General features: G+C 70.0%; 17 protein-coding genes and 1 pseudogene. 11 read left to right on the top strand and 7 right to left on the bottom strand.

Annotated features, from left to right (window positions below; genetic code table 11):
• Positions 1 to 97 precede the first annotated feature (97 nt).
• Positions 98 to 1471 (bottom strand): peptidoglycan recognition protein family protein, encoded by a 1374-nt coding sequence (locus ABD378_RS21235; protein WP_344522517.1) that lies wholly within the window; start codon positions 1469 to 1471, stop codon positions 98 to 100.
• A gap of 137 nt (positions 1472 to 1608) precedes the next feature.
• Here ABD378_RS21235 and ABD378_RS21230 point away from each other — a divergent pair, with 137 nt between their 5' ends.
• From ABD378_RS21230 to ABD378_RS21215, 4 genes are all read left to right on the top strand, one after another.
• Complete coding sequence (locus tag ABD378_RS21230; protein WP_344522516.1) at positions 1609 to 2364, top strand: TIGR03089 family protein; 756 nt, start codon at positions 1609 to 1611, stop codon at positions 2362 to 2364.
• Between the two features lie 140 nt (positions 2365 to 2504).
• Complete coding sequence (locus ABD378_RS21225; RefSeq protein WP_344522515.1) at positions 2505 to 3800, top strand: LCP family protein; 1296 nt, start codon at positions 2505 to 2507, stop codon at positions 3798 to 3800.
• Between the two features lie 227 nt (positions 3801 to 4027).
• Complete coding sequence (locus ABD378_RS21220; RefSeq protein WP_344522514.1) at positions 4028 to 5758, top strand: LCP family protein; 1731 nt, start codon at positions 4028 to 4030, stop codon at positions 5756 to 5758.
• Between the two features lie 73 nt (positions 5759 to 5831).
• Positions 5832 to 7472 carry an LCP family protein gene (locus ABD378_RS21215; RefSeq protein WP_344522513.1) on the top strand — a complete coding sequence of 547 codons (1641 nt, stop codon included), beginning with the start codon at positions 5832 to 5834 and terminating at the stop codon, positions 7470 to 7472.
• Positions 7473 to 7538: 66 nt separating this feature from the next.
• Here the strand turns inward: ABD378_RS21215 and ABD378_RS21210 are convergent, their stop codons facing one another.
• A complete protein-coding gene (locus ABD378_RS21210) occupies positions 7539 to 8579 on the bottom strand; it encodes a glycosyltransferase family 2 protein (protein ID WP_344522512.1) in 1041 nt (346 codons plus the stop codon).
• Positions 8580 to 8742: 163 nt separating this feature from the next.
• On the opposite strand from ABD378_RS21210, the gene ABD378_RS21205 reads away from it, so the two are divergent.
• Positions 8743 to 10227 carry an LCP family protein gene (locus ABD378_RS21205; protein ID WP_453086958.1) on the top strand — a complete coding sequence of 495 codons (1485 nt, stop codon included), beginning with the start codon at positions 8743 to 8745 and terminating at the stop codon, positions 10225 to 10227.
• A gap of 60 nt (positions 10228 to 10287) precedes the next feature.
• On the opposite strand, the gene ABD378_RS21200 is transcribed toward ABD378_RS21205, so the two are convergent.
• Positions 10288 to 10836 (bottom strand): acyl-CoA thioesterase, encoded by a 549-nt coding sequence (locus tag ABD378_RS21200; RefSeq protein WP_344522511.1) that lies wholly within the window; start codon positions 10834 to 10836, stop codon positions 10288 to 10290.
• Between the two features lie 129 nt (positions 10837 to 10965).
• Between ABD378_RS21200 and ABD378_RS21195 the strand changes: the two genes are divergently transcribed.
• Both ABD378_RS21195 and ABD378_RS21190 read left to right on the top strand, forming a co-directional pair.
• The gene (locus ABD378_RS21195; RefSeq protein WP_344522510.1) at positions 10966 to 12300 is read left to right on the top strand and encodes an LCP family protein; all 1335 of its coding nucleotides are present in this window, start codon (positions 10966 to 10968) and stop codon (positions 12298 to 12300) included.
• A gap of 163 nt (positions 12301 to 12463) precedes the next feature.
• Entirely contained in the window at positions 12464 to 13612 is a 1149-nt protein-coding gene (locus tag ABD378_RS21190; RefSeq protein ID WP_344522509.1) for a dipeptidase, read from the top strand.
• 13 nt (positions 13613 to 13625) lie between these two features.
• On the opposite strand, the gene ABD378_RS21185 is transcribed toward ABD378_RS21190, so the two are convergent.
• Both ABD378_RS21185 and ABD378_RS21180 read right to left on the bottom strand, forming a co-directional pair.
• Entirely contained in the window at positions 13626 to 14024 is a 399-nt protein-coding gene (locus ABD378_RS21185; protein ID WP_344522508.1) for a VOC family protein, read from the bottom strand.
• A 26-nt stretch (positions 14025 to 14050) separates the two neighbouring features.
• On the bottom strand, positions 14051 to 14419 hold the full coding sequence (locus tag ABD378_RS21180) for a VOC family protein (RefSeq protein WP_344522507.1): 369 nt from the start codon (positions 14417 to 14419) through the stop codon (positions 14051 to 14053).
• Positions 14420 to 14514: 95 nt separating this feature from the next.
• Here ABD378_RS21180 and ABD378_RS21175 point away from each other — a divergent pair, with 95 nt between their 5' ends.
• Complete coding sequence (locus tag ABD378_RS21175) at positions 14515 to 15042, top strand: CGNR zinc finger domain-containing protein (RefSeq protein ID WP_344522506.1); 528 nt, start codon at positions 14515 to 14517, stop codon at positions 15040 to 15042.
• A gap of 249 nt (positions 15043 to 15291) precedes the next feature.
• Here the strand turns inward: ABD378_RS21175 and ABD378_RS21170 are convergent, their stop codons facing one another.
• On the bottom strand, positions 15292 to 16635 hold the full coding sequence (locus ABD378_RS21170) for a UDP-glucose dehydrogenase family protein (protein ID WP_344522505.1): 1344 nt from the start codon (positions 16633 to 16635) through the stop codon (positions 15292 to 15294).
• A gap of 186 nt (positions 16636 to 16821) precedes the next feature.
• On the opposite strand from ABD378_RS21170, the gene ABD378_RS21165 reads away from it, so the two are divergent.
• Positions 16822 to 17979: an acyl-CoA dehydrogenase family protein gene (locus ABD378_RS21165; RefSeq protein ID WP_344522504.1), complete on the top strand. Its 1158-nt coding sequence runs from the start codon at positions 16822 to 16824 to the stop codon at positions 17977 to 17979.
• A 67-nt stretch (positions 17980 to 18046) separates the two neighbouring features.
• On the opposite strand, the gene ABD378_RS21160 is transcribed toward ABD378_RS21165, so the two are convergent.
• Positions 18047 to 18496, bottom strand: a complete 450-nt coding sequence (locus tag ABD378_RS21160) for a MarR family winged helix-turn-helix transcriptional regulator (RefSeq protein WP_344522503.1) — start codon at positions 18494 to 18496, stop codon at positions 18047 to 18049.
• 127 nt (positions 18497 to 18623) lie between these two features.
• Between ABD378_RS21160 and ABD378_RS21155 the strand changes: the two genes are divergently transcribed.
• Positions 18624 to 19181, top strand: coding sequence for a quercetin 2,3-dioxygenase (locus tag ABD378_RS21155; protein ID WP_344522502.1), 558 nt, complete (start codon positions 18624 to 18626; stop codon positions 19179 to 19181).
• Positions 19166 to 19528, top strand: a pseudogene (locus ABD378_RS21150) (alpha/beta hydrolase); the annotation flags it as partial. The gene ABD378_RS21155 and the pseudogene ABD378_RS21150, both read left to right, overlap by 16 nt.

Here is a 19528-nt window from a genome sequence, read left to right as displayed (position 1 = left end):
CCGGCCAGTGTATGCAGATGGCTTTGCAGATCGTGCAGTGCGCTGTGCGGGTCGTGCGGTGTGCCCTGTGGTACCGGCCGTGCGGTGGGGGCCGGCCTCAGCGGCCCTGGTAGCGGGCCGAGGTGGACCGGGCCTTACCCAGCTTGCTGTACAGGCGACTACCGGGGCATTCCGTGGCGAAACCGTCACGGTGCCCGGAGATCACATGGAGCCGGACGTTCCTGCCTTTCTTGTACAGATTTCCACCGCCGGACTTCAGGTATGTCTTTCCACGCGGGTTGGCGCCGTACAGGCCGAGCTTCCAGGCGGTCAGCCGGGCAACGGCGTTCACGGCGGCCGCGGGCGGGGAGGAGTAGCCGAAGCTGCCGAGGACGGCGATGCCCATGCTGTTGGTGTTGAAACCGAGAGTGTGGGCCCCGAGGACGGGCTTGGCCACACCTCCGGCACGTCCTTCGTAGATGTTTCCGCACTTGTCGACCGCGAAGTTGTAGCCGAAGTCACGCCAGCCGCTGCTCTTGACGTGGTAGCGGTAGATGCTGCGCAGCACGGAGCCCGCCTGCGAGCAGCGGTAGTTGTTGCCGGTCGCGCTGTGGTGCACGAAGGCGGCCTTCACGGTCTTCGAGTACCCGAACTGCCTCTCGCGGAGCTTCTCGTTCGCGCCCCAGCCGTTGCGCGTGATGATGCGCGGCCGGGGGCCCACGTAGGGCCTGGCCTTCCCCGCGGCTTCGTCCGGACCGCCGCGGGCCGCGATGAGGTCGGACTCCGTCTCCTTCTTGCTGAGCGCGGGGATGGCCGCGGCGCCCAGCGGGGCGAGGTCGGCGTTGACCGCGGAGGAGGCGGCGGTCTCGGCGGTCAGGGCCGGGGTGCGGGGCTTCTCGGGTGTGGAGCCCTGCGGGGGCGGCTCGGCTCCGGGGTCGACGAGTTCGAGGCGCAGGCCCGAAGGAAGGGCCTGCTCCGCGGGAGACCCGGCGGACGCTCGGTGCCGCGGCGCCTCTCCTCGTACGCGGATCTCGACCCCGTCCGAGTCGCCGACCCACAGCGGTGCCGTGGAGCCGCGGACCTTGCCCGACGCACGCTCCTCAGAGCCCGGGTCGGCGGCGTGCTCGTGGTTGTGCGTCTCCACCTGCTGCCAGGAGGACCAGGTGCCGGTGCCGCTCGCTCGGGTGCGGACCTGGACGCTGCCGTGCAGTTCGTCGTCCGGGTCGTCCCAGACGACGCCGACGAGGGAGAAGGGCCTGACCTCGCGCCGGAGCAGGCCCTGTTCGCTGGAGGCGCCGCCGAGGGAGCGGTCGGAGCCGAGTGGGGTGAGCGGGAGTGACTGGGTGCTGCCCGGGACGGATTCCGCCGATCGCACGGCAGGCGGATGGGCGTCTTGGGTCGCGGCGCGGGCGCCGGACGACGGCAGGGTCAGAGGGAGCGCCAGGGCGGCCGCGCACGTGACGCCGATCGAGGAAGCTAGAAATCCACGCATACGACTGATAGTTGGCATAGGTGAACAAATCTGTCCATTGGGGAATTGACGGGCCGTCGGTTCTGGTCCGCCGAACCGGTGGCCCGCACTCCCCCGCCACGCCCGGGGCCGCAAGGCACGCGCGTACCCTTGCGCCCGTGAACGCCACCGACCGCACCCCTGCCGACCTGCTGCGATCCGCGCTCGCCGCGGACCCGGGCCGCCCGCTGATCACCTTCTACGACGACGCCACCGGCGAGCGCGTCGAATTGTCCGTGGCCACCTTCGCCAATTGGGTGGCCAAGACCGCCAATCTGCTCCAGGGCGATCTCGCCGCCCAGCCCGGCGACCGGCTCGCGCTGCTGCTGCCCGCGCACTGGCAGACGGCGGTCTGGCTGCTCGCCTGTTCGTCCGTCGGGGTCGTCGCGGACGTGGGCGGCGACCCGGCGGGGGCCGACCTCGTCGTGAGCGGGCCCGACTCGCTCGACGCGGCGCGGGCCTGCTCCGGGGAGCGGGTCGCGCTCGCGCTCCGGCCGCTCGGCGGGCGCTTCCCGCAGACCCCCGATGGCTTCGCCGACTACGCGGTCGAGGTGCCGAGCCAGGGCGACCGTTTCGCTCCGTACGCTCCCGTGGACCCGGACGAGCCCGCCATCGCCGTCGGCGGCGCCGGCGAGCTGACGGGTGCGGAGCTGGTGGAGCGGGCCCGCGCCGACGCCGGGCCGCTGGGGCTCGCTCCCGGCTCCCGGCTGCTGTCCGGCCTGTCGTACGACACCTGGGACGGCCTGAGCTCCGGTCTGTACGCCCCGCTGGCGGCGGGCGGCTCCGTGGTGCTCTGCCGTCACCTGGACCAGCTCGCCGATGGCGGCCTCGCCAAGCGCGTCGAGGACGAGCGGGTCACCGCCACCGCCGGGTAACGGGTCCCCGCCACCGCCGGGTGACCCGTCCCCCGTTCGGCCCACACGGGCCCCTGGCCCGCAGGCCCCCGGCGTCACGTCGGTCCATGGTCGTAAGAGCGCACCATGCACCGACGTCGCTATGAGGGGTGGACGTACACGTGTCCGACACCGCAGGCATGCCCGCCGGTCCGGATCGCCCGGATCCGGACGGCGCCCCGCCTGAGCCGCTGGCCACGTACGCACCCGGCGCGGGCTCAAGCCCCACGGGTGCGGGCGTCGCCCGGCGCAGGCGGCGCTGGCTGCGCTGGACGGCCATGGGAGCGGCCGGGCTCGTGCTGGCCGCCGGGGGCGCGGGGTGGGCGGTCTACAACAAGCTCGACGGCAACATCACCAAGGACACCGACGCAGCCGCGGAGCTGGCGCGCTACGAGAAGGAGCGCCCGACGCCGCTGGTGCACGACGCGCAGAACATCCTCCTGATCGGCTCCGACACCCGCTCGGGCAAGGGCAACAAGAAGTACGGCCGCGACCGGGGCACCCAGCGTTCGGACACCACGATCCTGCTGCACCTCGCGGCCGACCGGCGGAGCGCGACCGCGGTGTCGATCCCGCGGGACGTGATGGTGAACCTCCCCAGCTGCCGCACGCCCGACGGTTCACGGACGCGGGCCCAGTTCGCGCAGTTCAACTGGGCGTTCCAGTTCGGCGGGACGGCCTGCACCATTCGTACGGTCGAGAAGATGACGAAGATCCGCGTCGACCACCACATGGTCGTGGACTTCGCCGGGTTCAAGGACATGGTCGACGCCGTCGACGGCGTACAGGTCTGCCTCAAGGCCCCGATCAACGACTCCGACGCGCGTCTGAAGCTCCCCGCGGGCCGGCACACCCTCAACGGCGAACAGGCGCTCGGTTACGTGCGTGCCCGCAAGAGCATCGGCAACGGCAGCGACACGGACCGGATGGACCGCCAGCAGCAGTTCCTCGCGGCGCTCGTCAACAAGGTGCAGAGCAATGACGTCCTGCTCAATCCGACGAAGCTCTATCCGGTTCTCGACGCGGCCACTTCCTCGCTGACCACGGACCCCGGACTTGCGAGTTTGCGTGGTTTGTACGAACTGGTGCGCGGCATGCGCAACATCCCCACAGAAGAGGTGCAGTTCCTCACGGTGCCCCGGCGGTCCTATGTCTACGACGCCAATCGGGATGAACTCGTCGAGCCCGCGGCGGACGAACTTTTCACCCGGCTCCGTACGGACGCACCCCTCCAAGTGACGCGCAAGGAGCCCGATACGGCCCCCCGCGACGAGCAGGCGGAGGACTCCGAGGGCCCCGACGAGTACGACGACTCCGACGACTACGACAGCGACGAGAAGCCGGACGACCCTTCACATACGCCGAGCCCCGCTCCCACATTCCGGGGCAACACGGCCGCCGGAACGACCTGCGAGTAAAGCCATCTTCAAGCGCAAGACCGCCCACACAAAGAAATAGGGCGGATTGCCCAGTTGTAGGGGAGTGGAATTTGTCACCGGCGTCGTTCGCCGCTGAACTGGACGGATAGTGTGAGCGATCCGGTGCGCCGGGCCCTTCGTGGCCGCGCACCGCTGGACGATTGACCGAGCGCCTTTCTTGAGGGGGGAAAGGCGCCGCGTGGCCCCGACGGAGGACGCAGACAACCGTGGACGCGCAAGGCCGTGGGCGGGCGGAGAACATCGATCCCGCAGACCAGTGGGTGCTCAACCCGAACACCGGCGATTACGAACTGCGACTGAGCCCTTCCGCAGGGCAGTCGGCAGTGCCTGGACCTCGCAGATCACCGAGGTCCACGACACGCCAGGGAACGCGCGGCCGCGATGGCCGACGCGACGAGCACCGTGACGAACAGCGCGACGTACCGCCGCAGCGCAGACGCCGGGCTCCGCAGCCGGAGGCCGCGGGCGGGCGGCGCAAGCAGAAGCCGAAGAAGTCCAGGGGCAAGAAGATCCTGATGTGGACGGGCGGCTCGCTCGCCTTCGTCCTGGTCGCGGCGGGTGTCAGTGGGTACCTCTACTACCAACACCTCAACGACAACATCAACTCGATCGCCGACGACGGCGCGAGCACCGGCGGCTTCAGCAAGGACCGCGCCATCAACATCCTCGTGATGGGCACGGACAAGCGCAGCGGCAAGGGCAACGAGAAGTACGGCGACAAGGGAAGCGTCGGCCACGCCGACACGACGATCCTGCTGCACGTCTCCAAGGACCGCACGAACGCCACCGCGTTGAGCATCCCGCGCGATATGATCACGGACATTCCGGACTGCCCGACCACGATGGAGGACGGCAGCAAGAAGACGATCCGCGGCACGCAGGGCGCCCGCTTCAACGAGAGCCTCGGGCAGAGCGAGCGCACGCCGAGCTGCACCATGCGTACGGTCACGGAGATCACCGGAATAGTCCCCGACCACTTCATGGTGGCCGACTTCAACGCGGTCAAGACGCTCTCCAGCGCGGTCGGCGGCGTCGACGTCTGTCTGGCCAAGGACATCGACGACCCGGACTCGCACCTGAACCTGCCCGCGGGCAAGCACACCATCGAGGGCGAGGAGGCGCTGGCGTTCGTCCGCACGCGCCACTCCGTGGGCACCGGCGGCGACTTGAGCCGCATCGAGCTGCAACAACAGTTCCTCAGCTCGCTGATGCGCAAGCTCAAGTCGAACGACACGCTCACGAACCCGAAGAAAATGATAGATCTCGCCGAGGCGGGCACCAAGGCGCTCACCGTCGACTCCAGGATCGCGAACATCATGAAACTCCGTGACCTGGGCATGGAGCTCGGCAAGCTCGACATGAAGAACCTCAGCTTCGCGACCGTGCCCGTGGTCGACAACCCGGCGGAGAAGGTCCACACGACGGTCGTCGTGGACGAGGCCAAGGCCGACCCGCTGTTCTCCATGATGCGCGCCGACGAGTCCCTGACGGCGGTGAAGAAGAAGGAGAAGAAGGAGAAGGCCGCGGTCGCCGCCCGCCTCAAGGGCAGCAAGTCCGCCGCCTCCGACGTGCGGGTCAACATCTACAACGGCAGCGGGAAGACCGGCGCCGCTCAGGCAACTCTCACGTACTTGCAGAACACTGAGGGCATGTCCAAGGCCAGCCAGCTCGGCAACGCGCCGTCCGACCTCAAGAAGACGACGCTGGAGTACGCGCCCGACCAGGCCGACCAGGCCCGGCGGCTCGCCGACGTCATGGGTCTTTCCGGGTCCGCGATGAAGCCCGGCAAGAGCGAGAAGAACTCGCAGGGGCTTCCCGCCATCAAGCTGACGCTGGGCAGCGACTTCAAGGGGGCCGGGGTGCCCATCAGCACCCCGTCGAAGGCGCCGGAGGGCATCCAGAAGGTCGAAGCCGACAAGACTGTGTGTGCCAAGTGACCTGAAGCGGCCATTCTGCGTCTAACAAGGCGCAGGATGGCCGTAATTCAGTGCAGGGCGGGGAGGGGCAGGGATGGGGAAAAGCAGCGTGCGTGGGGAGGGGGCGCGAGAACGCGCCCCGCACGCCAGTGATCTTGGCTTGGAAGAAGGCCCGCCGCACGAGGGAGGGGAGCCCTCGGCGGACAGCGGGCACCACAGACGGCACCGTGGGGGCGGTGGCGGCCGGACTCCGCGTCCAAGACGTCGGATACTCCGCTGGTCGGCAACGATCCTCGCGGTGCTGATACTTGGGACGGCCGGCGCCGGATACCTCTGGTATCAGCACTTGAACAACAACCTTGAGACCGACGATCTCAACCTCGGCGACCACCGGGCCCCCGAGCCCACGCCGAACGCGGCGGGCCAGACGCCGCTGAACATCCTGCTCATCGGTTCGGACGCGCGGGACTCCAAGGAGAACCAGAAGCTCGGCGGCGCCAAGGAGACCTTCGGGGGCACGCCCCTCGCCGACGTCCAGATGCTGCTGCACGTGTCGGCCGACCGCACGAACATGTCGGTCATCAGCATGCCGCGCGACACGCTCCTCTCCATTCCCAAGTGCACCGACCCGGACGACGGCAAGGTCTACGAGGCGTCGGCGCAACGGACGATGACGAACCAGACGCTCGGCCGCGGTGGCCCCGGCTGCACGGTCGCCACCTGGGAGAAGCTCACCAACATCCACATCAACCACTTCATGGAGGTCGACTTCTCGGGTGTGGTCTCCATGGCCGACGCCATCGGCGGCGTACCGGTCTGTGTGGACGCCAACATCCACTCGCGCGACAGCCAGGGCCACGGCTCAGGACTGAAGCTCGAAGAGGGCACCACGGCCGTCAAGGGCGAGCAGGCCCTGCAGTGGCTGCGCACCCGCTACGGCTTCGACGGCGGCACCGACATCAGCCGCGCCAAGGCCCAGCACATGTACATGAACTCGCTGGTGCGCGAGCTCCGGAACAACGCCAATCTGAGCAGCCCCAACAAGCTGCGCCGGCTCGCCGAGACGGCCACGAACGCGCTCAAGGTCGACGACGGCCTGGGCAGCGTCAAGAAGCTCTACGACCTGAGCAACGAGCTCAAGAAGGTCTCGCCGGAGCGGACCACGATGACGACCATGCCGTACGAGTACGTGGGCGCGCGCGTGATCCCCAAGCCGGGCGACGCCGAGCAGCTCTTCCGCCTCGTACGCGACGACATCTCACTGGACGGCAAGGGCAAGAAGAAGCCCGCCAAGGAGAAGGCATCGGACGATCCGGCGGCCGACGACGGCGAGATCGCGGTGCAGGTGCAGAACGGCACCCGCATGGACGCCGAGCCGCCGGTCAGCGGGCGCGCGAGCGCGGTCACCCAGATCCTCGCGGGGAAGGGCTTCACCAAGACCGCGGCCGACATGACGACGGCTCTCGCGCAGGAGAAGACGGTCATCAAGTTCCCGAGCGCCGATCTGGAGGGCGACGCCCAGAGGGTCGCCAAGTCCCTCGGCATGAAGCTGAGTTCGGTGAAGAAGTCGACGGACGTCTCCGGGGTCACCCTGATCGTCGGTGCCGACTGGCGAGAGGGGAACACGCCTCCGAAGTCGAAGCAGGACGACAAGACGCCGGAATCGGCCGAAGCGCTCAACGGCTCGGACAAGAAGGCGTGCATGCACGTGGATCCGAAGTTCACCTGGAAGTGAGTCCCGGTCCACCGCTGGTGGACCGGGTCCGTCCGGCTGTCCTCGGGCGTCGCCTCGGGCGTTCGCTCAGGCCTCGCTGAGAACAGCCGGACGCCGGGAGGCGATGACCTTCTTGGCGAGGGCGCGCGGGCTGGTCAGGAAGCCCCAGCCCCACGACATGTGCATGGTGGCGAGCGCCACCGGGATCTGGAGGCGCGCCTTCAGCGGAAGCCCCTTGCCCGCGGGCAGTGAGCCCGCCGTGATCGCGGCGAGGTAGCCGGCGGGAACGACGAAGCCCCAGGGCGTCACCAGGGCGCCCACGACGACGCCTGCCGCGATCGCGCAGACGGCGGTCGGCGGCGCGAGGTAGCGCAGGTTGATGGAGCCCTCGTGGTAGCGGGCGACGACGTGCCGCCAGCGGCCGTAGTCCTTGTACTGCTTGGCGAGCGCCTTCACGCTCGGCCGCGGGCGGTACTGCACCTTCAGCTCGGGCGAGAACCAGATGAGCCCGCCGGCCTCACGGATGCGGAAGTTCAGCTCCCAGTCCTGGGCGCGGATGAACTCTTCGTTGTAGCCGCCCTGCTGTTCGAGGGCCGCGCGGCGGAAGACACCGAGGTAGACGGTCTCCGCCTGCTGGGCGGCGCCACCGGTGTGGAAGGCCGCGTTGCCCACGCCGATCTTCGACGTCATGGCGGCGGCGACCGCGTGCTCCCAGTCGTTCTCGCCCTCGGCGTGCATGATGCCGCCGACGTTCTGCGCGCCGGTCTCCTCCAGGAGGCGTACGGCCGTCGCGATGTAGCCCTGCGACAGGATGCCGTGGCCGTCCACGCGCACCACGATCGGGTGACTCGAAGCCTTGATCGCGGCGTTCAGGGCGGCAGGCGTGCGCCCCGTGGGGTTCGGGACGGTCTGCACCTTCGCGCGGTTGCCCGCGGTCTCGGCGACCAGTTCGGCGGCGATCTCGTCCGTGCGGTCCGTGGAGGGACCGAGCGCGACGACGACCTCCATCTCACCGTCGTACTCCTGCTCGAGGATCGCGGAGACGGCAGCACGCAGATGCCGTTCCTCGTTGAGCACCGGCATGATCACGGATACGGCAGGAAGCTGCACGTCGGGCGTCGCGTTCATCGGCGCCACGTTACCGCGAATGGGGGACACCGGCGCGCGCCGCCCGGCCTGCTGCCCCGGGTCGCAGATCGTATGGGCCTACGGTTCTGGCATTCCCCGGCCCATCGCGGGTCCTCCTACTCCCGTCCCGGACAGGCCCGTCACCGCGGAGGTGTCCCTTCACGTGCCCACACCGCCCCGCCGCTCCCCCACCCCGCCCCCGCGCGGCCCCCGCCCGCCCCGTGCGAGGCAGCCCGTGCAGCAGCCCGCGGGGCGGCCGGTCAAGCAGCGCAGGCGGCCACGCTGGGCCATGCGGATGGCGACCACGTTCTCCGTGATCGTGCTCACGGCGGCCGGGATCGGGCACGGCGTCGTCACCAGTCTCGACACCGAGATCAGCCGGGTCGACGCCTTCAAGGACATGAAGAACCGGCCCAAGGGGGGCAACGGCATGAACGTGCTGCTCGTCGGCACCGACGGCCGCGACAAGATCACCAAGGCGGAGAAGCAGAAGTACCGCCTCGGCGGAGCGCCCTGCCACTGCACGGACACGATCATGATCGTGCACCTCTCGGAGGACCGGGACCGCGCCAGCGTCGTGAGCCTGCCCCGGGACAGCTACGCCGAGATGCCCGAGCACGTCGACCGGAACTCCGGCGACAAGCACAAGCCGCATCCGGTCAAGATGAACGCGGCGTACGCGGAGGGCGGCCCCAACCTGACCGTGCGGACCGTCGAGAACATGACGAAGGTCAAGATCGACCACTACATGGAGGTCGACTTCACCAGCTTCATGAAGACCGTGGACGTGCTCGGCGGCGTCGAGATCTGCACGACCCGCCCGCTGAAGGACTCCTACACAGGACTCAATCTGCCCGTCGGCACGCACAAGCTGAACGGCGGCGCGGCGCTGCAGTACGTCCGCACACGGCACGTCGACGGCTCTTCGGACCTGGGGCGGATGCAGCGCCAGCAGCGGTTCCTCGCGGCGCTGATCTCCAAGGCGACCAGCAGCGGGGTGCTGCTCAACCCGCTCAAGTTCCGTGACGTGTCCAGGACGCTGCTCGGCTCGGTCCGGGCCGACAAGGGCTTCGGCACGAACGAGATGCTCGCCCTGGGGCGGGCGATGCGCGGCTTCTCGCCGTCGTCGTCGGAGTTCACCACGGTGCCGCTGCGCAGCAAGGGCGTGATGGTGCCGGGCATCGGGTCGACGCTGAAGTGGGACCCGAAGAGGTCCGCGAAGCTCTTCCAGGCGCTGCGCGACGACCGTCCGCTCGCCGCGCACGGCGCCAGGCGCAAGGCCATCGTCGACGTCTCGCCGCAGCAGATCCGGGTGCAGGTCGACAACGCCACGGGGACACCGGGCCTGGGCAAGCGGGTCGACACCGCGCTGCGGTCCACCGGCTTCAGGACGACGCGGGCCCCGGGCAACCTGGTGGGCAAGCCGCTGAAGCGCACGGTCGTCGCGTACGACCCGCGCTGGGACCGCTCGGCGAAGTCCCTGGCGACGGCGCTGCCCGGCTGCCAGATGCGGGCGGTGAAGGGGCAGGGCGCGACTCTGAAGGTGTTCGCGGGCCAGGACTTCAAGCAGGTCAGGCCGGTGCGGGCGGAGGACGCCTACCAAGGCGAGTTCGGTGCGCTGACGGGCGACCAGGTGGTGTGCCAGTAGGTCCAGGTGGTGTGCCGGTAGCACCAGATGGCGTGCCGGTAGGGCGGGCGAGCGGGGCGCTCAGTCGTCGAGACCCTCGGCGGCACGTGCCTGCCGCAGCTCCTTGATGGCCCGGCGGCGCGCGAGCCGGTGCGTACGCCGGATCTGCGCCTCCTGATAGCGGCGCCGGTCCCGCTCGGTCTCCGGAAGCACCGGCGGCACGCCCCGCGGCTTGCCGTCCGCGTCGACGGCGGCGAAGACGAGGTAGGCCGACCCCACCTGCTGCGCGGGCGTCGACTCGTTCCAGCGCTCGGCGAGGACCCGGACGCCGACCTCCATGGAGCTGCGCCCGGTCCAGTTCACCTGCGCCTTCACATGGACGAGGTCACCGACCCGCACCGGCTCCAGGAACGCCATCTCATCCATGGACGCGGTGACCGCGGGCCCGCCCGAGTGCCGCCCCGCGACAGCCCCCGCCGCGTCGTCCACCAATTTCATGATCACGCCGCCGTGCACCGTTCCGAGGAGGTTGGTGTCGCCCTGGGTCATGATGTGGCTGAGAGTCGTGCGGGACGCCGAGGTCGGCTTGCCCGGAATCTCCGATTCCGCTCCAGGGGCCAGGTCTGTCATGGGCTCCACCCTATGTCGATCGTATGTCCGGGCCGCGCTCGCCTGCTTTGCATCAGCTCTGCAACAGCCCTGAACCGAAATCCCGCCTGCCCTGTGAGGCGCATAGGGAGAGACGGCACACTGGGCCACATGAGCGATTGGCCTGACGACCAGGGCAACGGCCGGGCATACGGCCGTGGCAGCGGGAACACGCAGCCTGAGGGCGCCCGCGTGATGCGGCATGTCCAGCGCGGCGGCCGGCCCGGCGGACCGGGCCAGCAGCAGGGAGGCGTCCCGCAGCAGCCGACGTACGACGACGGGTACGGCCAGCCGTACGGCGACGCGCGCGACGACATGTTCGAGCCCCGCAGCCCCCGCCAGGACGGCTACGACAGCGGCTACAACACCGGCCAGGTCTACGGCGCGCCGAACGGCAACGGCCAGGGCCACGGAGGCGGCCAGGGCGGCGACGACGGTTACGGCACCCGCGCGCCCCGCCCCGCCCCGAACTGGCGGCGCCGCCTCAAGATCGGCTCGATCACCCTCGTCGTGGTGCTGCTCGCGGTCTCCATCGGCACGTACTTCTGGGCCGACTCCAAGCTCAAGCGCGAGGTCGACCTCTCCAAGGTCATCGAGCGCCCCGAGGGCGGCGCCGGCACGAACTACCTGATCGTGGGCTCCGACAGCCGCGAGGGCATGTCCGACCAGGACAAGAAGGATCTCCACACGGGTTCCGCCGCGGGCAAGCGCACGGACTCGATGATGATCCTGCACGTCGCGGACGACGGCGGGAACACGATGATCTCGCTGCCCCGCGACTCGAACGTCACGATCCCCTCCTTCAAGGGCGCCGAGTCCGGCAAGCTCTACCCGAACCAGGGCCGCCAGACGAAGCTCAACGCGGCGTACGCGGAGGACGGCCCCGAGCTGCTCGTCCGCACCGTCGAGTACAACACCGGCCTGAAGATCGACCACTACGCCGAGATCGGCTTCGGCGGCTTCGCCAAGATCGTGGACGCGGTCGGCGGCGTCGAGATGGACATCCCCAAGGGCTTCAAGGACGAGAAGTCCGGCGCCGACTTCGAGGCGGGCAAGCAGACCCTCGACGGCCAGCAGGCCCTCGCCTTCGTCCGCACGCGCTACGCCCTGCCGGGCAGCGACCTGGACCGCACGAAGAACCAGCAGAAGTTCCTCGCGGCCCTCGCCAACCAGGCGGCGACGCCGGGCACGGTCATGAATCCCTTCAAGCTCTACCCCACGATGGGCGCGGGCCTTGACACGCTGATCGTCGACAAGGACATGGGCCTGTTCGACGTGGCGTCCATGTTCTGGGCGATGAAGGGCGTCACGGGCGGCGACGGCAAGTCGATGAACATGCCGCTCGCGGGCTCGACCGGCGGCAACCTCCTGTGGGACAAGGCCAAGGTCAAGCAGATGGTGAACCAGCTGAACAACGACGAGAAGGTGACCGTCTCGGGCGGCTGAGCCGTGTGAGCGACACGTGGGAGGGCCCCGCCGGTGGATCGGCGGGGCCCTTTCGCGTGCCGCGGACCCGGCCCCGTACCTCGAACGCTCCGCCCGCCGCGAAGCCGCGGCTCCCGCGTGTCACGGTTGACCGGACTGCGACCCTGAAGTCCGGAGCACTGCCATGGCAGATCTGCAGGTCGAACTCAACGCCACCGCCGAAGCCGGAGAGCTGGACCCGCCCTCCGCACGGCCGCCCGAGCCACCACCCATATCCGAGCCCGAAACGGTGCACGAGCCCGCACCCGAACCAGGTCCTGAACCAGGTCCTGCGCCCGCCCAGGACCCGCTCGGGCGTGCCCGCGCGCTGCTCCGCAGGCATCCCGTCGCCGACGGCTTCAGCGGACTGCCGTGGGCACTGCGAGGTCTGCCCTGGTACGACCTGGAGCTGGGCGACAGCGCCGTGGACGCCGATGTGCCGCGGCTGCGGGAGGGAGGCGTGGGGGCGCAGTTCTGGTCCGTACACGTCCCGGACGGCATCACCGGTGACCGCGTGCTCGGCGCGACCCTCGAACAGCTCGACCTCGTCAAGCACGTCGTCGCCGGCCACTCTGACGGGCTGCGCCTGGCCCGCTCGGCGTCCGAGGTGGCCGACGCCCGCAACTGCGGCCGCATCGCCGTCCTGACCGGCCCGGCGCGCGCCGATGCCATCGGCGACTCGCTCGCCACCCTGCGCGCCCTGCACGCCCTCGGCCTGTTCTCGCTCACTCTCTCCGGTACGTCATGGGCGGGCCCTCAGGGGCTGACCCCGTTCGGCGAGGAGGTGGTGCGCGAGATGAACCGGATCGGGGTCCTCGCCGAGCTGTCCGGCGCCTCCGAGGCGACGGTGCACCGGGTGCTCGCCATCTCCAGGGCGCCGGCCCTGTTCACCCGCTCGGGGGCCCGCGCGCTGCGGGACGCCCCGGCGAACCTCCCGGACGACCTGCTCGCCGCGGTCGGCGCCGCCAAGGGCCTGTGTCTGGTGCCCCTGGCGGCCGAGCAGACGGGTTCCTCGATACGTGAGGTGGCGGACCACCTCGATCACGTACGCCGCATCGCGGGCCCGGAGTCCGTGGGCCTCTCGGGGACGTACGACACCTCGGCCGCGCACCCCGAAGGCCTGGCCGACACCTCGCGCCATCCGCATCTCATCGCCGAACTCATCGAGCGCGACTGGCCGGAGGCCGACCTCGCCCGCCTGACGTGGGGCAATGTCCAACGGGTGCTGCGCGGGGTGGACTTCACTGCACGGGCGACGCGGGAGAGGGAGGGGCGGCGGCAGGCGGCGAGCTGAGGCTTCGGAGCCCTCAGTCCGCGGCGATCCGGCAGAGGCAGAAGGGATGCCCTGCCGGATCGGCGTAGACGCGGAAGTCGCGCTCGCCGTTGTCGTCGTCGAGGTCGAGCGGCTTGGCGCCCAGGGCGAGTACGCGTTCCTGGGCGCGCTCGATGTCCTGGACGGCCGGTCCCACGTCGAGGTCGATGTGGATCTGCTGCGAACCGGCGTCCGCGTGCGGCCAGTCGGGCGGGCGGTGGCCGGGGGCTTCCTGGAAGCAGAGACGGAGGCCGCCGGGGGTGTGGAGGGTGACCCAGTCGTTGTCCGCGTCGCCCTCGACGGTGCCGCCCAGCAAGTGCGCGTAGAAATCGGCGAGTTGACGGGGGTCGGGACAGTCCAGGACTACGTTGCGCATCCGCGCGACGGGTGTCATGCGTGTTCCCTCCTTGTGGAGTGTTCTCAGCAGGCGCAGAGACAGAACGGGTGTCCGGCCGGATCGGCGTACACCCGGAAACTCCGCTCGCGGTCCTCCGCGTCGAGCGCGGTGGCGCCGAGCGCGAGCACCTCCTTCTCGACGGCGTCCAGCTCCTCCTGCGCCACCTCCAGGTCCAGATGGAACTGCTGCGAGCGCGCGGCCTCGGGCCACTGCGGCGGTACGTGGCCGGGGGCGGCCTGGAACGCGAGCGGTGTGCCGCCGTGGCCTTCGAGGCTCACCCAGTCGTCGCCGTCGGCCTTGGGGGTGCCGCCGACGACGGCGGCGTAGAAGGTGGCGAGCGCGAGGGGGTCGGGACAGTCGAGTACGACGACGCCGAGTTTGGCGAGGGGCATGACTACTTCTCCTCATTCGCGAGCGAGTTACCGAAAGCAGGCCGCTGCCGGTAACGGTTACTGCATACTCCCGCATTAGAGGTAACGTCGCAAGCATGAATGACAGAGCACCTGCTCCAGGGGGTCTCGCGCTGGTCCAGGCGCTGGTGAACACCCTGGACCTGGAGTCGGGCGCGGACGCCCTCGAGACGCCGGAAGGACGCGCGCCGTTCGGCCTCGCGCCGGGCGCGGAGGTGACGGCCGCGCAGAAACTGCGGGAATCGCTACGAGTGGCATGCCTGGCCCACGCGGGCCACGGACCGCACGCGGTCGCGAAGCCGCTGGGCCAACTCCTCGCAGCGGCTCCGCTGTTGGTACGGGTGTCCGCCGAAGACGGCTCGGCATCGCTCGCTCCGGCCGACCCATCACCCCTGGTATCAAGGGTGGCGGCAGCCATCGCGGAGGCAGTGACCGCGGGCACCTGGCCCCGCCTCAAGGCATGCGAGGCCCCGGACTGCCACTGGGCGTACTACGACCGAAGCCCGGCGGGCCGCAGCAGATGGTGCGACATGGGGGTGTGCGGCGCCCGGGCAAAGATGCGGGCGTACCGAGCACGTAAAACGCCGCCGACTGGACAGCACTGACACCGGAGGGCGCCCCGCACCCGCAGCCGGCATCGAGACGCGAGGGGACGTGCCGGTATGTCCGCCCGGAGCACGGCTCCCAACACTCCGGACCCGAAGCACCAAAGCGGCCACCGGACGATAGCGAGGACGGACATACCGGCACGGCCCCGCCCCCAAGACGAAGCAAGGCCGTCGCCACTCACCCGCAGCCGGAAACTCCAGACCTCAAGCCTCAGACCTCAGACCTCAGACCTCAAGCCTCAAGCCTCAAGCCGAAGGCCGCCCCATGGCCCGGTAAGTCCACCCGGCCCCCCGCCACACCGCAGGGTCCAACGCGTTGCGGCCGTCCAGGATGAGCCGGTTCGAAGCCACCTCGCCCAGCGCCGCCGGGTCGAGCTCGCGGAACTCGCGCCACTCCGTGAGGTGCAGGACCGCGTCCGCGCCCCTGACCGCGTCCACAGCCGTCTCCGCGTACGCGAGTGTCGGGAAGAGTCGCCCCGCGTTCACCATGCCCTTGGGGTCGTACACCGTGACCTGGCCGCCCTGGAGGTGGATCTGCCCGGCGACGTTCAGCGCGGGCGAGTCCCGCACATCGTCCGAGTCCGGCTTGAACGTGGCGCCGAGGACCGCGACGCGCTTGCCCAGGAAGGACCCGCCCCCCAGCGCCTCCCGCGCCATCTCCACCATCTGCCCGCGCCGCCGCATGTTGATGGAGTCGATCTCCCGCAGGAAGGTCAGCGCCTGGTCGGCGCCCAGCTCCCCGGCCCGCGCCATGAACGCCCGGATGTCCTTGGGCAGGCAGCCGCCCCCGAAGCCGATCCCGGCCCGCAGGAACTTCTTGCCGATCCGGTCGTCGTAGCCGAGCGCCTCCGCCAGCTTGACCACGTCACCGCCCGCGGCCTCGCACACCTCCGCCATCGCGTTGATGAACGAGATCTTCGTGGCGAGGAAGGAGTTGGCCGCCGTCTTCACGAGCTCGGAGGTCGGGAAGTCCGTCACGACGAAGGGCGAACCCTCGCCCACCGGACCCGCGTACACCTCGCGAAGCAGCTTCTCGGCGTGCGCGCTGCGTACGCCGACGACGATGCGGTCCGGGTGCAGCGTGTCCTTCACCGCGAAGCCCTCACGGAGGAACTCCGGGTTCCAGGCCAGCTGGGCCTCGGCGCCCACCGGCGCGGCGGCGGAGAGCTCGCGCGCGAGGCGGTCCGCCGAGCCGACCGGCACCGTCGACTTGCCGACGACGAGCGCGGGCTTCGTCAGGTGCGGGGCGAGCTGCGCGAAGGCGCTGTCGACGTAGCTCATGTCGCAGGCGTACTCGCCGTGCTTCTGCGGGGTGTTCACGCAGACGAAGTGGACGTCGCCGAAGGCCGCGACCTCCGCGAAGTCCATGGTGAAGCGCAGCCGCCCGCTCGAACCCTCGATCCCGGCGACATGCTTGCGCAGCAGCTCCTCGAGACCGGGCTCGTACATCGGGACCTCGCCCCGCTGCAGCATCTCGATCTTCTCGGGCACGACGTCGAGGCCGAGCACCTCGAAACCGAGCTCGGCCATGGCCGCTGCGTGCGTAGCGCCGAGATAGCCGGTGCCGATCACGGTGATCTTGAGGGCCATGCGGTGCTCCAGGGGTCTACGGCGTCAGTGCGGTGCCCGAGCATAGTCGGGCTCCGACAGGGCACGTTTCCGGCATTGCCACCCGTCGGCCGCCCGCTGTCGGCAAGCTCACGTATCCCTCGCGTGAGCCGCCCTCTAAAATTTGGGTTACTTAACGGTAATTAGCACCTTGGAGCGTGAGAGACCTTGGCCGGATCGGCTGATTTCGACCTGTACCGCCCGTCCGAGGAGCACGACATGCTCCGGGACGCGATCCGTTCGCTCTCCGAGGCGAAGATCGCACCGTTCGCCGCGGCGGTGGACGAGGAGGCCCGCTTCCCGCAGGAGGCCCTTGACGCACTCGTCGCCTCCGACCTGCACGCCGTGCACGTACCGGAGAGCTTCGGCGGCACCGGCGCCGACGCGCTCGCCACGGTCATCGTGATCGAGGAGGTGGCCCGCGTCTGCGCCTCGTCCTCGCTCATCCCTGCCGTGAACAAGCTGGGCTCGCTCCCCGTGATCCTCTCCGGGTCCGAGGAGCTGAAGAAGAAGTACATGACGCCGCTCGCCAAGGGCGAGGGCATGTTCTCGTACGCCCTCTCCGAGCCGGACGCCGGTTCGGACGCGGCCGGCATGAAGACGAAGGCCGTCCGTGACGGGGACTCCTGGGTCCTCAACGGCGTGAAGCGCTGGATCACCAACGCGGGTGTGAGCGAGTACTACACCGTCATGGCCGTCACCGACCCGACCAAGCGCTCGAAGGGCATCTCCGCCTTCGTCGTCGAGAAGTCGGACGAGGGTGTCTCCTTCGGCGCCCCCGAGCGGAAGCTCGGCATCAAGGGCTCGCCGACCCGCGAGGTCTACTTCGACCACGTTCGCATCCCCGCCGACCGCATGATCGGCGAGGAGGGCACCGGCTTCGCCACGGCGATGAAGACCCTGGACCACACCCGCATCACGATCGCGGCCCAGGCGCTCGGCATCGCGCAGGGCGCGCTCGACTACGCCAAGGGATACGTCCAGGAGCGCAAGCAGTTCGGGAAGCCGATCGGCGACTTCCAGGGCGTGCAGTTCATGCTCGCGGACATGGCGATGAAGATCGAGGCGGCACGTCAGCTGACGTACGCGGCCGCGGCCAAGTCGGAGCGCGGCGACGCGGACCTCACCTTCCAGGGCGCCGCCGCCAAGTGCTTCGCCTCGGACGTCGCGATGGAGGTCACCACGGACGCCGTCCAGCTGCTCGGCGGCTACGGCTACACCCGTGACTACCCCGTCGAGCGCATGATGCGCGACGCGAAGATCACGCAGATTTACGAAGGCACGAACCAGGTCCAGCGGATCGTCATGGCCCGCAACCTGCCGTAGCCCGCGGCGCGTTGACGCACCGAGCCGGTCGCCCTTCCCTCGCTCCGAGGGGAGGGCGATCGGCGTTTCACGCCTTGGGCGGGCCGAGCGCCGGCGGACTCCCCCAGGGCGCCTCGAGCGCCGCCCGCAGCGCGTGTGTCGCCTCCGGGCCGATCCGGTCGGCGAGCACCTCCTCCAGGCGGTGCAGGACCAGCTCCGCCTCGCGGTGCGTGCGCTCGCCCTCCGCCGTGCGCCGGATGAGCCGCTGCCGCCCCGACGTGGGGTCGGGGACCTGCTCCAGGAGCCCGACGGCGACCAGGCCGTGCACCGCCTGATGGGCGGTCTGCCGGGTGACGCCCATCCGGCGTGCCAGCTCGGAGACCGTCGTGCCCTGCTCGTCCAGGACGGCGAAGAGACCCGCCTGGGTCGGGGACACGTGGACCTCCCCCGCCGCCTCGAGCGCCGCGAGGAGCGCGTCCTCGAACCAGCGCCGGGCGTCGCCGAGCAGTTGCGGGAGGTTGCGGCCGGTGGCGTACATCCGTCGAGCCTATGTGCCGGTGGCTTGCCCGGCCCGCTTGCCCGGGCCGCTTGCCCGGCCCGCTTGCCCGGCCCCTCCCTGTTATGTCAGGCTGCCTGACATAACAGCGCCGCACCCCGGGAGAGCCATGACCATCGAGTACGCCACCCGCTACCGGCAGACCTCACGCATCCCCGCCGAACCGGGCAAGCCCTACGTCATCGAGAAGGGCGAGGGCGACCGTGCCCATCTGTTCGGCGACCTGATCACCATCTACGCGGGCGGCGAGCAGACCGAGAACGCCTTCAACTTCTTCACCGTCGAGGGCCCCAAGGGCAACGTCATCCCGGCCCACCTGCACCCCGACACCTACGAGGTCTTCTACGTCACCCAGGGCGCCGTCCGGCTCTTCGTCGAGGACCTGGAGGGCGAGCAGCAGGAGAAGCTCCTCACCCCCGGCGACTTCGGCTTCGTGCCCAAGAACTGCCCGCACGCCTACCGCATGGAGCGCCACCACAGCCAGGTCGTCGGCGTCGCCGCGGGGCCGGGCGGCACCTTCGAGCGGTTCTTCGAGACCCTCGGGGCGCCCGCCGATGGGCTCGGTCTGCCGCGCGAGCCCGTCGTGCCCACGCCCGGCAAGTTCGCCACCGTCCCCGAGCAGTACGACGTGCGCTTCCTGCCCGAGCACCAGTGGCGCACCCGGTGAGCGACGCCCTGCGGGAGCTGATCGCCGCGCCCCATCCGGACGTCGCGCCGCTGCCGGAACGGAATCCGCGGCTGCTGCGCGGCGTCCCGTACGCCGAGGTCGAGGGGGGCCGTCCGCTGGAACTCGACCTCTGGCTGCCGGAGGCCGGGCGCGGCCCCGCCCCGCTCGTCCTGTTCGTGCACGGCGGCTCGTGGCGGCGGGGGCGCCGTGACGACATGGGACCGCGGACCCGGCACTGGGATCCGGGCCCGCTCGCGCGCATCGCCGCGGCGGGCTTCGCGGTGGCCTGCGCCGACTACCGGCTCAGCGGCGAGGCGAACTTCCCCGCCCCGCTGGACGGCCTGCGG

It is taken from the genome of Streptomyces rectiviolaceus (genome assembly GCF_039533825.1).
In the GTDB taxonomy this organism is placed as follows: Bacteria; Actinomycetota; Actinomycetes; order Streptomycetales; family Streptomycetaceae; genus Streptomyces; species Streptomyces rectiviolaceus.
This window is presented reverse-complemented; position numbering and strand designations above follow the sequence as displayed.

Coding starts and splice junctions, on each gene's coding strand:
- ABD378_RS21185 (WP_344522508.1), bottom strand. CDS start 14,024: ATGACACCCGTCGCGCGGATGCGCAACGTAGTCCTGGACTGTCCCGAC.
- ABD378_RS21210 (WP_344522512.1), bottom strand. CDS start 8,579: ATGAACGCGACGCCCGACGTGCAGCTTCCTGCCGTATCCGTGATCATG.
- ABD378_RS21155 (WP_344522502.1), top strand. CDS start 18,624: ATGACCATCGAGTACGCCACCCGCTACCGGCAGACCTCACGCATCCCC.
- ABD378_RS21175 (WP_344522506.1), top strand. CDS start 14,515: ATGAATGACAGAGCACCTGCTCCAGGGGGTCTCGCGCTGGTCCAGGCG.
- ABD378_RS21195 (WP_344522510.1), top strand. CDS start 10,966: ATGAGCGATTGGCCTGACGACCAGGGCAACGGCCGGGCATACGGCCGT.
- ABD378_RS21235 (WP_344522517.1), bottom strand. CDS start 1,471: ATGCGTGGATTTCTAGCTTCCTCGATCGGCGTCACGTGCGCGGCCGCC.
- ABD378_RS21180 (WP_344522507.1), bottom strand. CDS start 14,419: ATGCCCCTCGCCAAACTCGGCGTCGTCGTACTCGACTGTCCCGACCCC.
- ABD378_RS21160 (WP_344522503.1), bottom strand. CDS start 18,496: ATGTACGCCACCGGCCGCAACCTCCCGCAACTGCTCGGCGACGCCCGG.
- ABD378_RS21190 (WP_344522509.1), top strand. CDS start 12,464: ATGGCAGATCTGCAGGTCGAACTCAACGCCACCGCCGAAGCCGGAGAG.
- ABD378_RS21215 (WP_344522513.1), top strand. CDS start 5,832: ATGGGGAAAAGCAGCGTGCGTGGGGAGGGGGCGCGAGAACGCGCCCCG.
- ABD378_RS21200 (WP_344522511.1), bottom strand. CDS start 10,836: ATGACAGACCTGGCCCCTGGAGCGGAATCGGAGATTCCGGGCAAGCCG.
- ABD378_RS21170 (WP_344522505.1), bottom strand. CDS start 16,635: ATGGCCCTCAAGATCACCGTGATCGGCACCGGCTATCTCGGCGCTACG.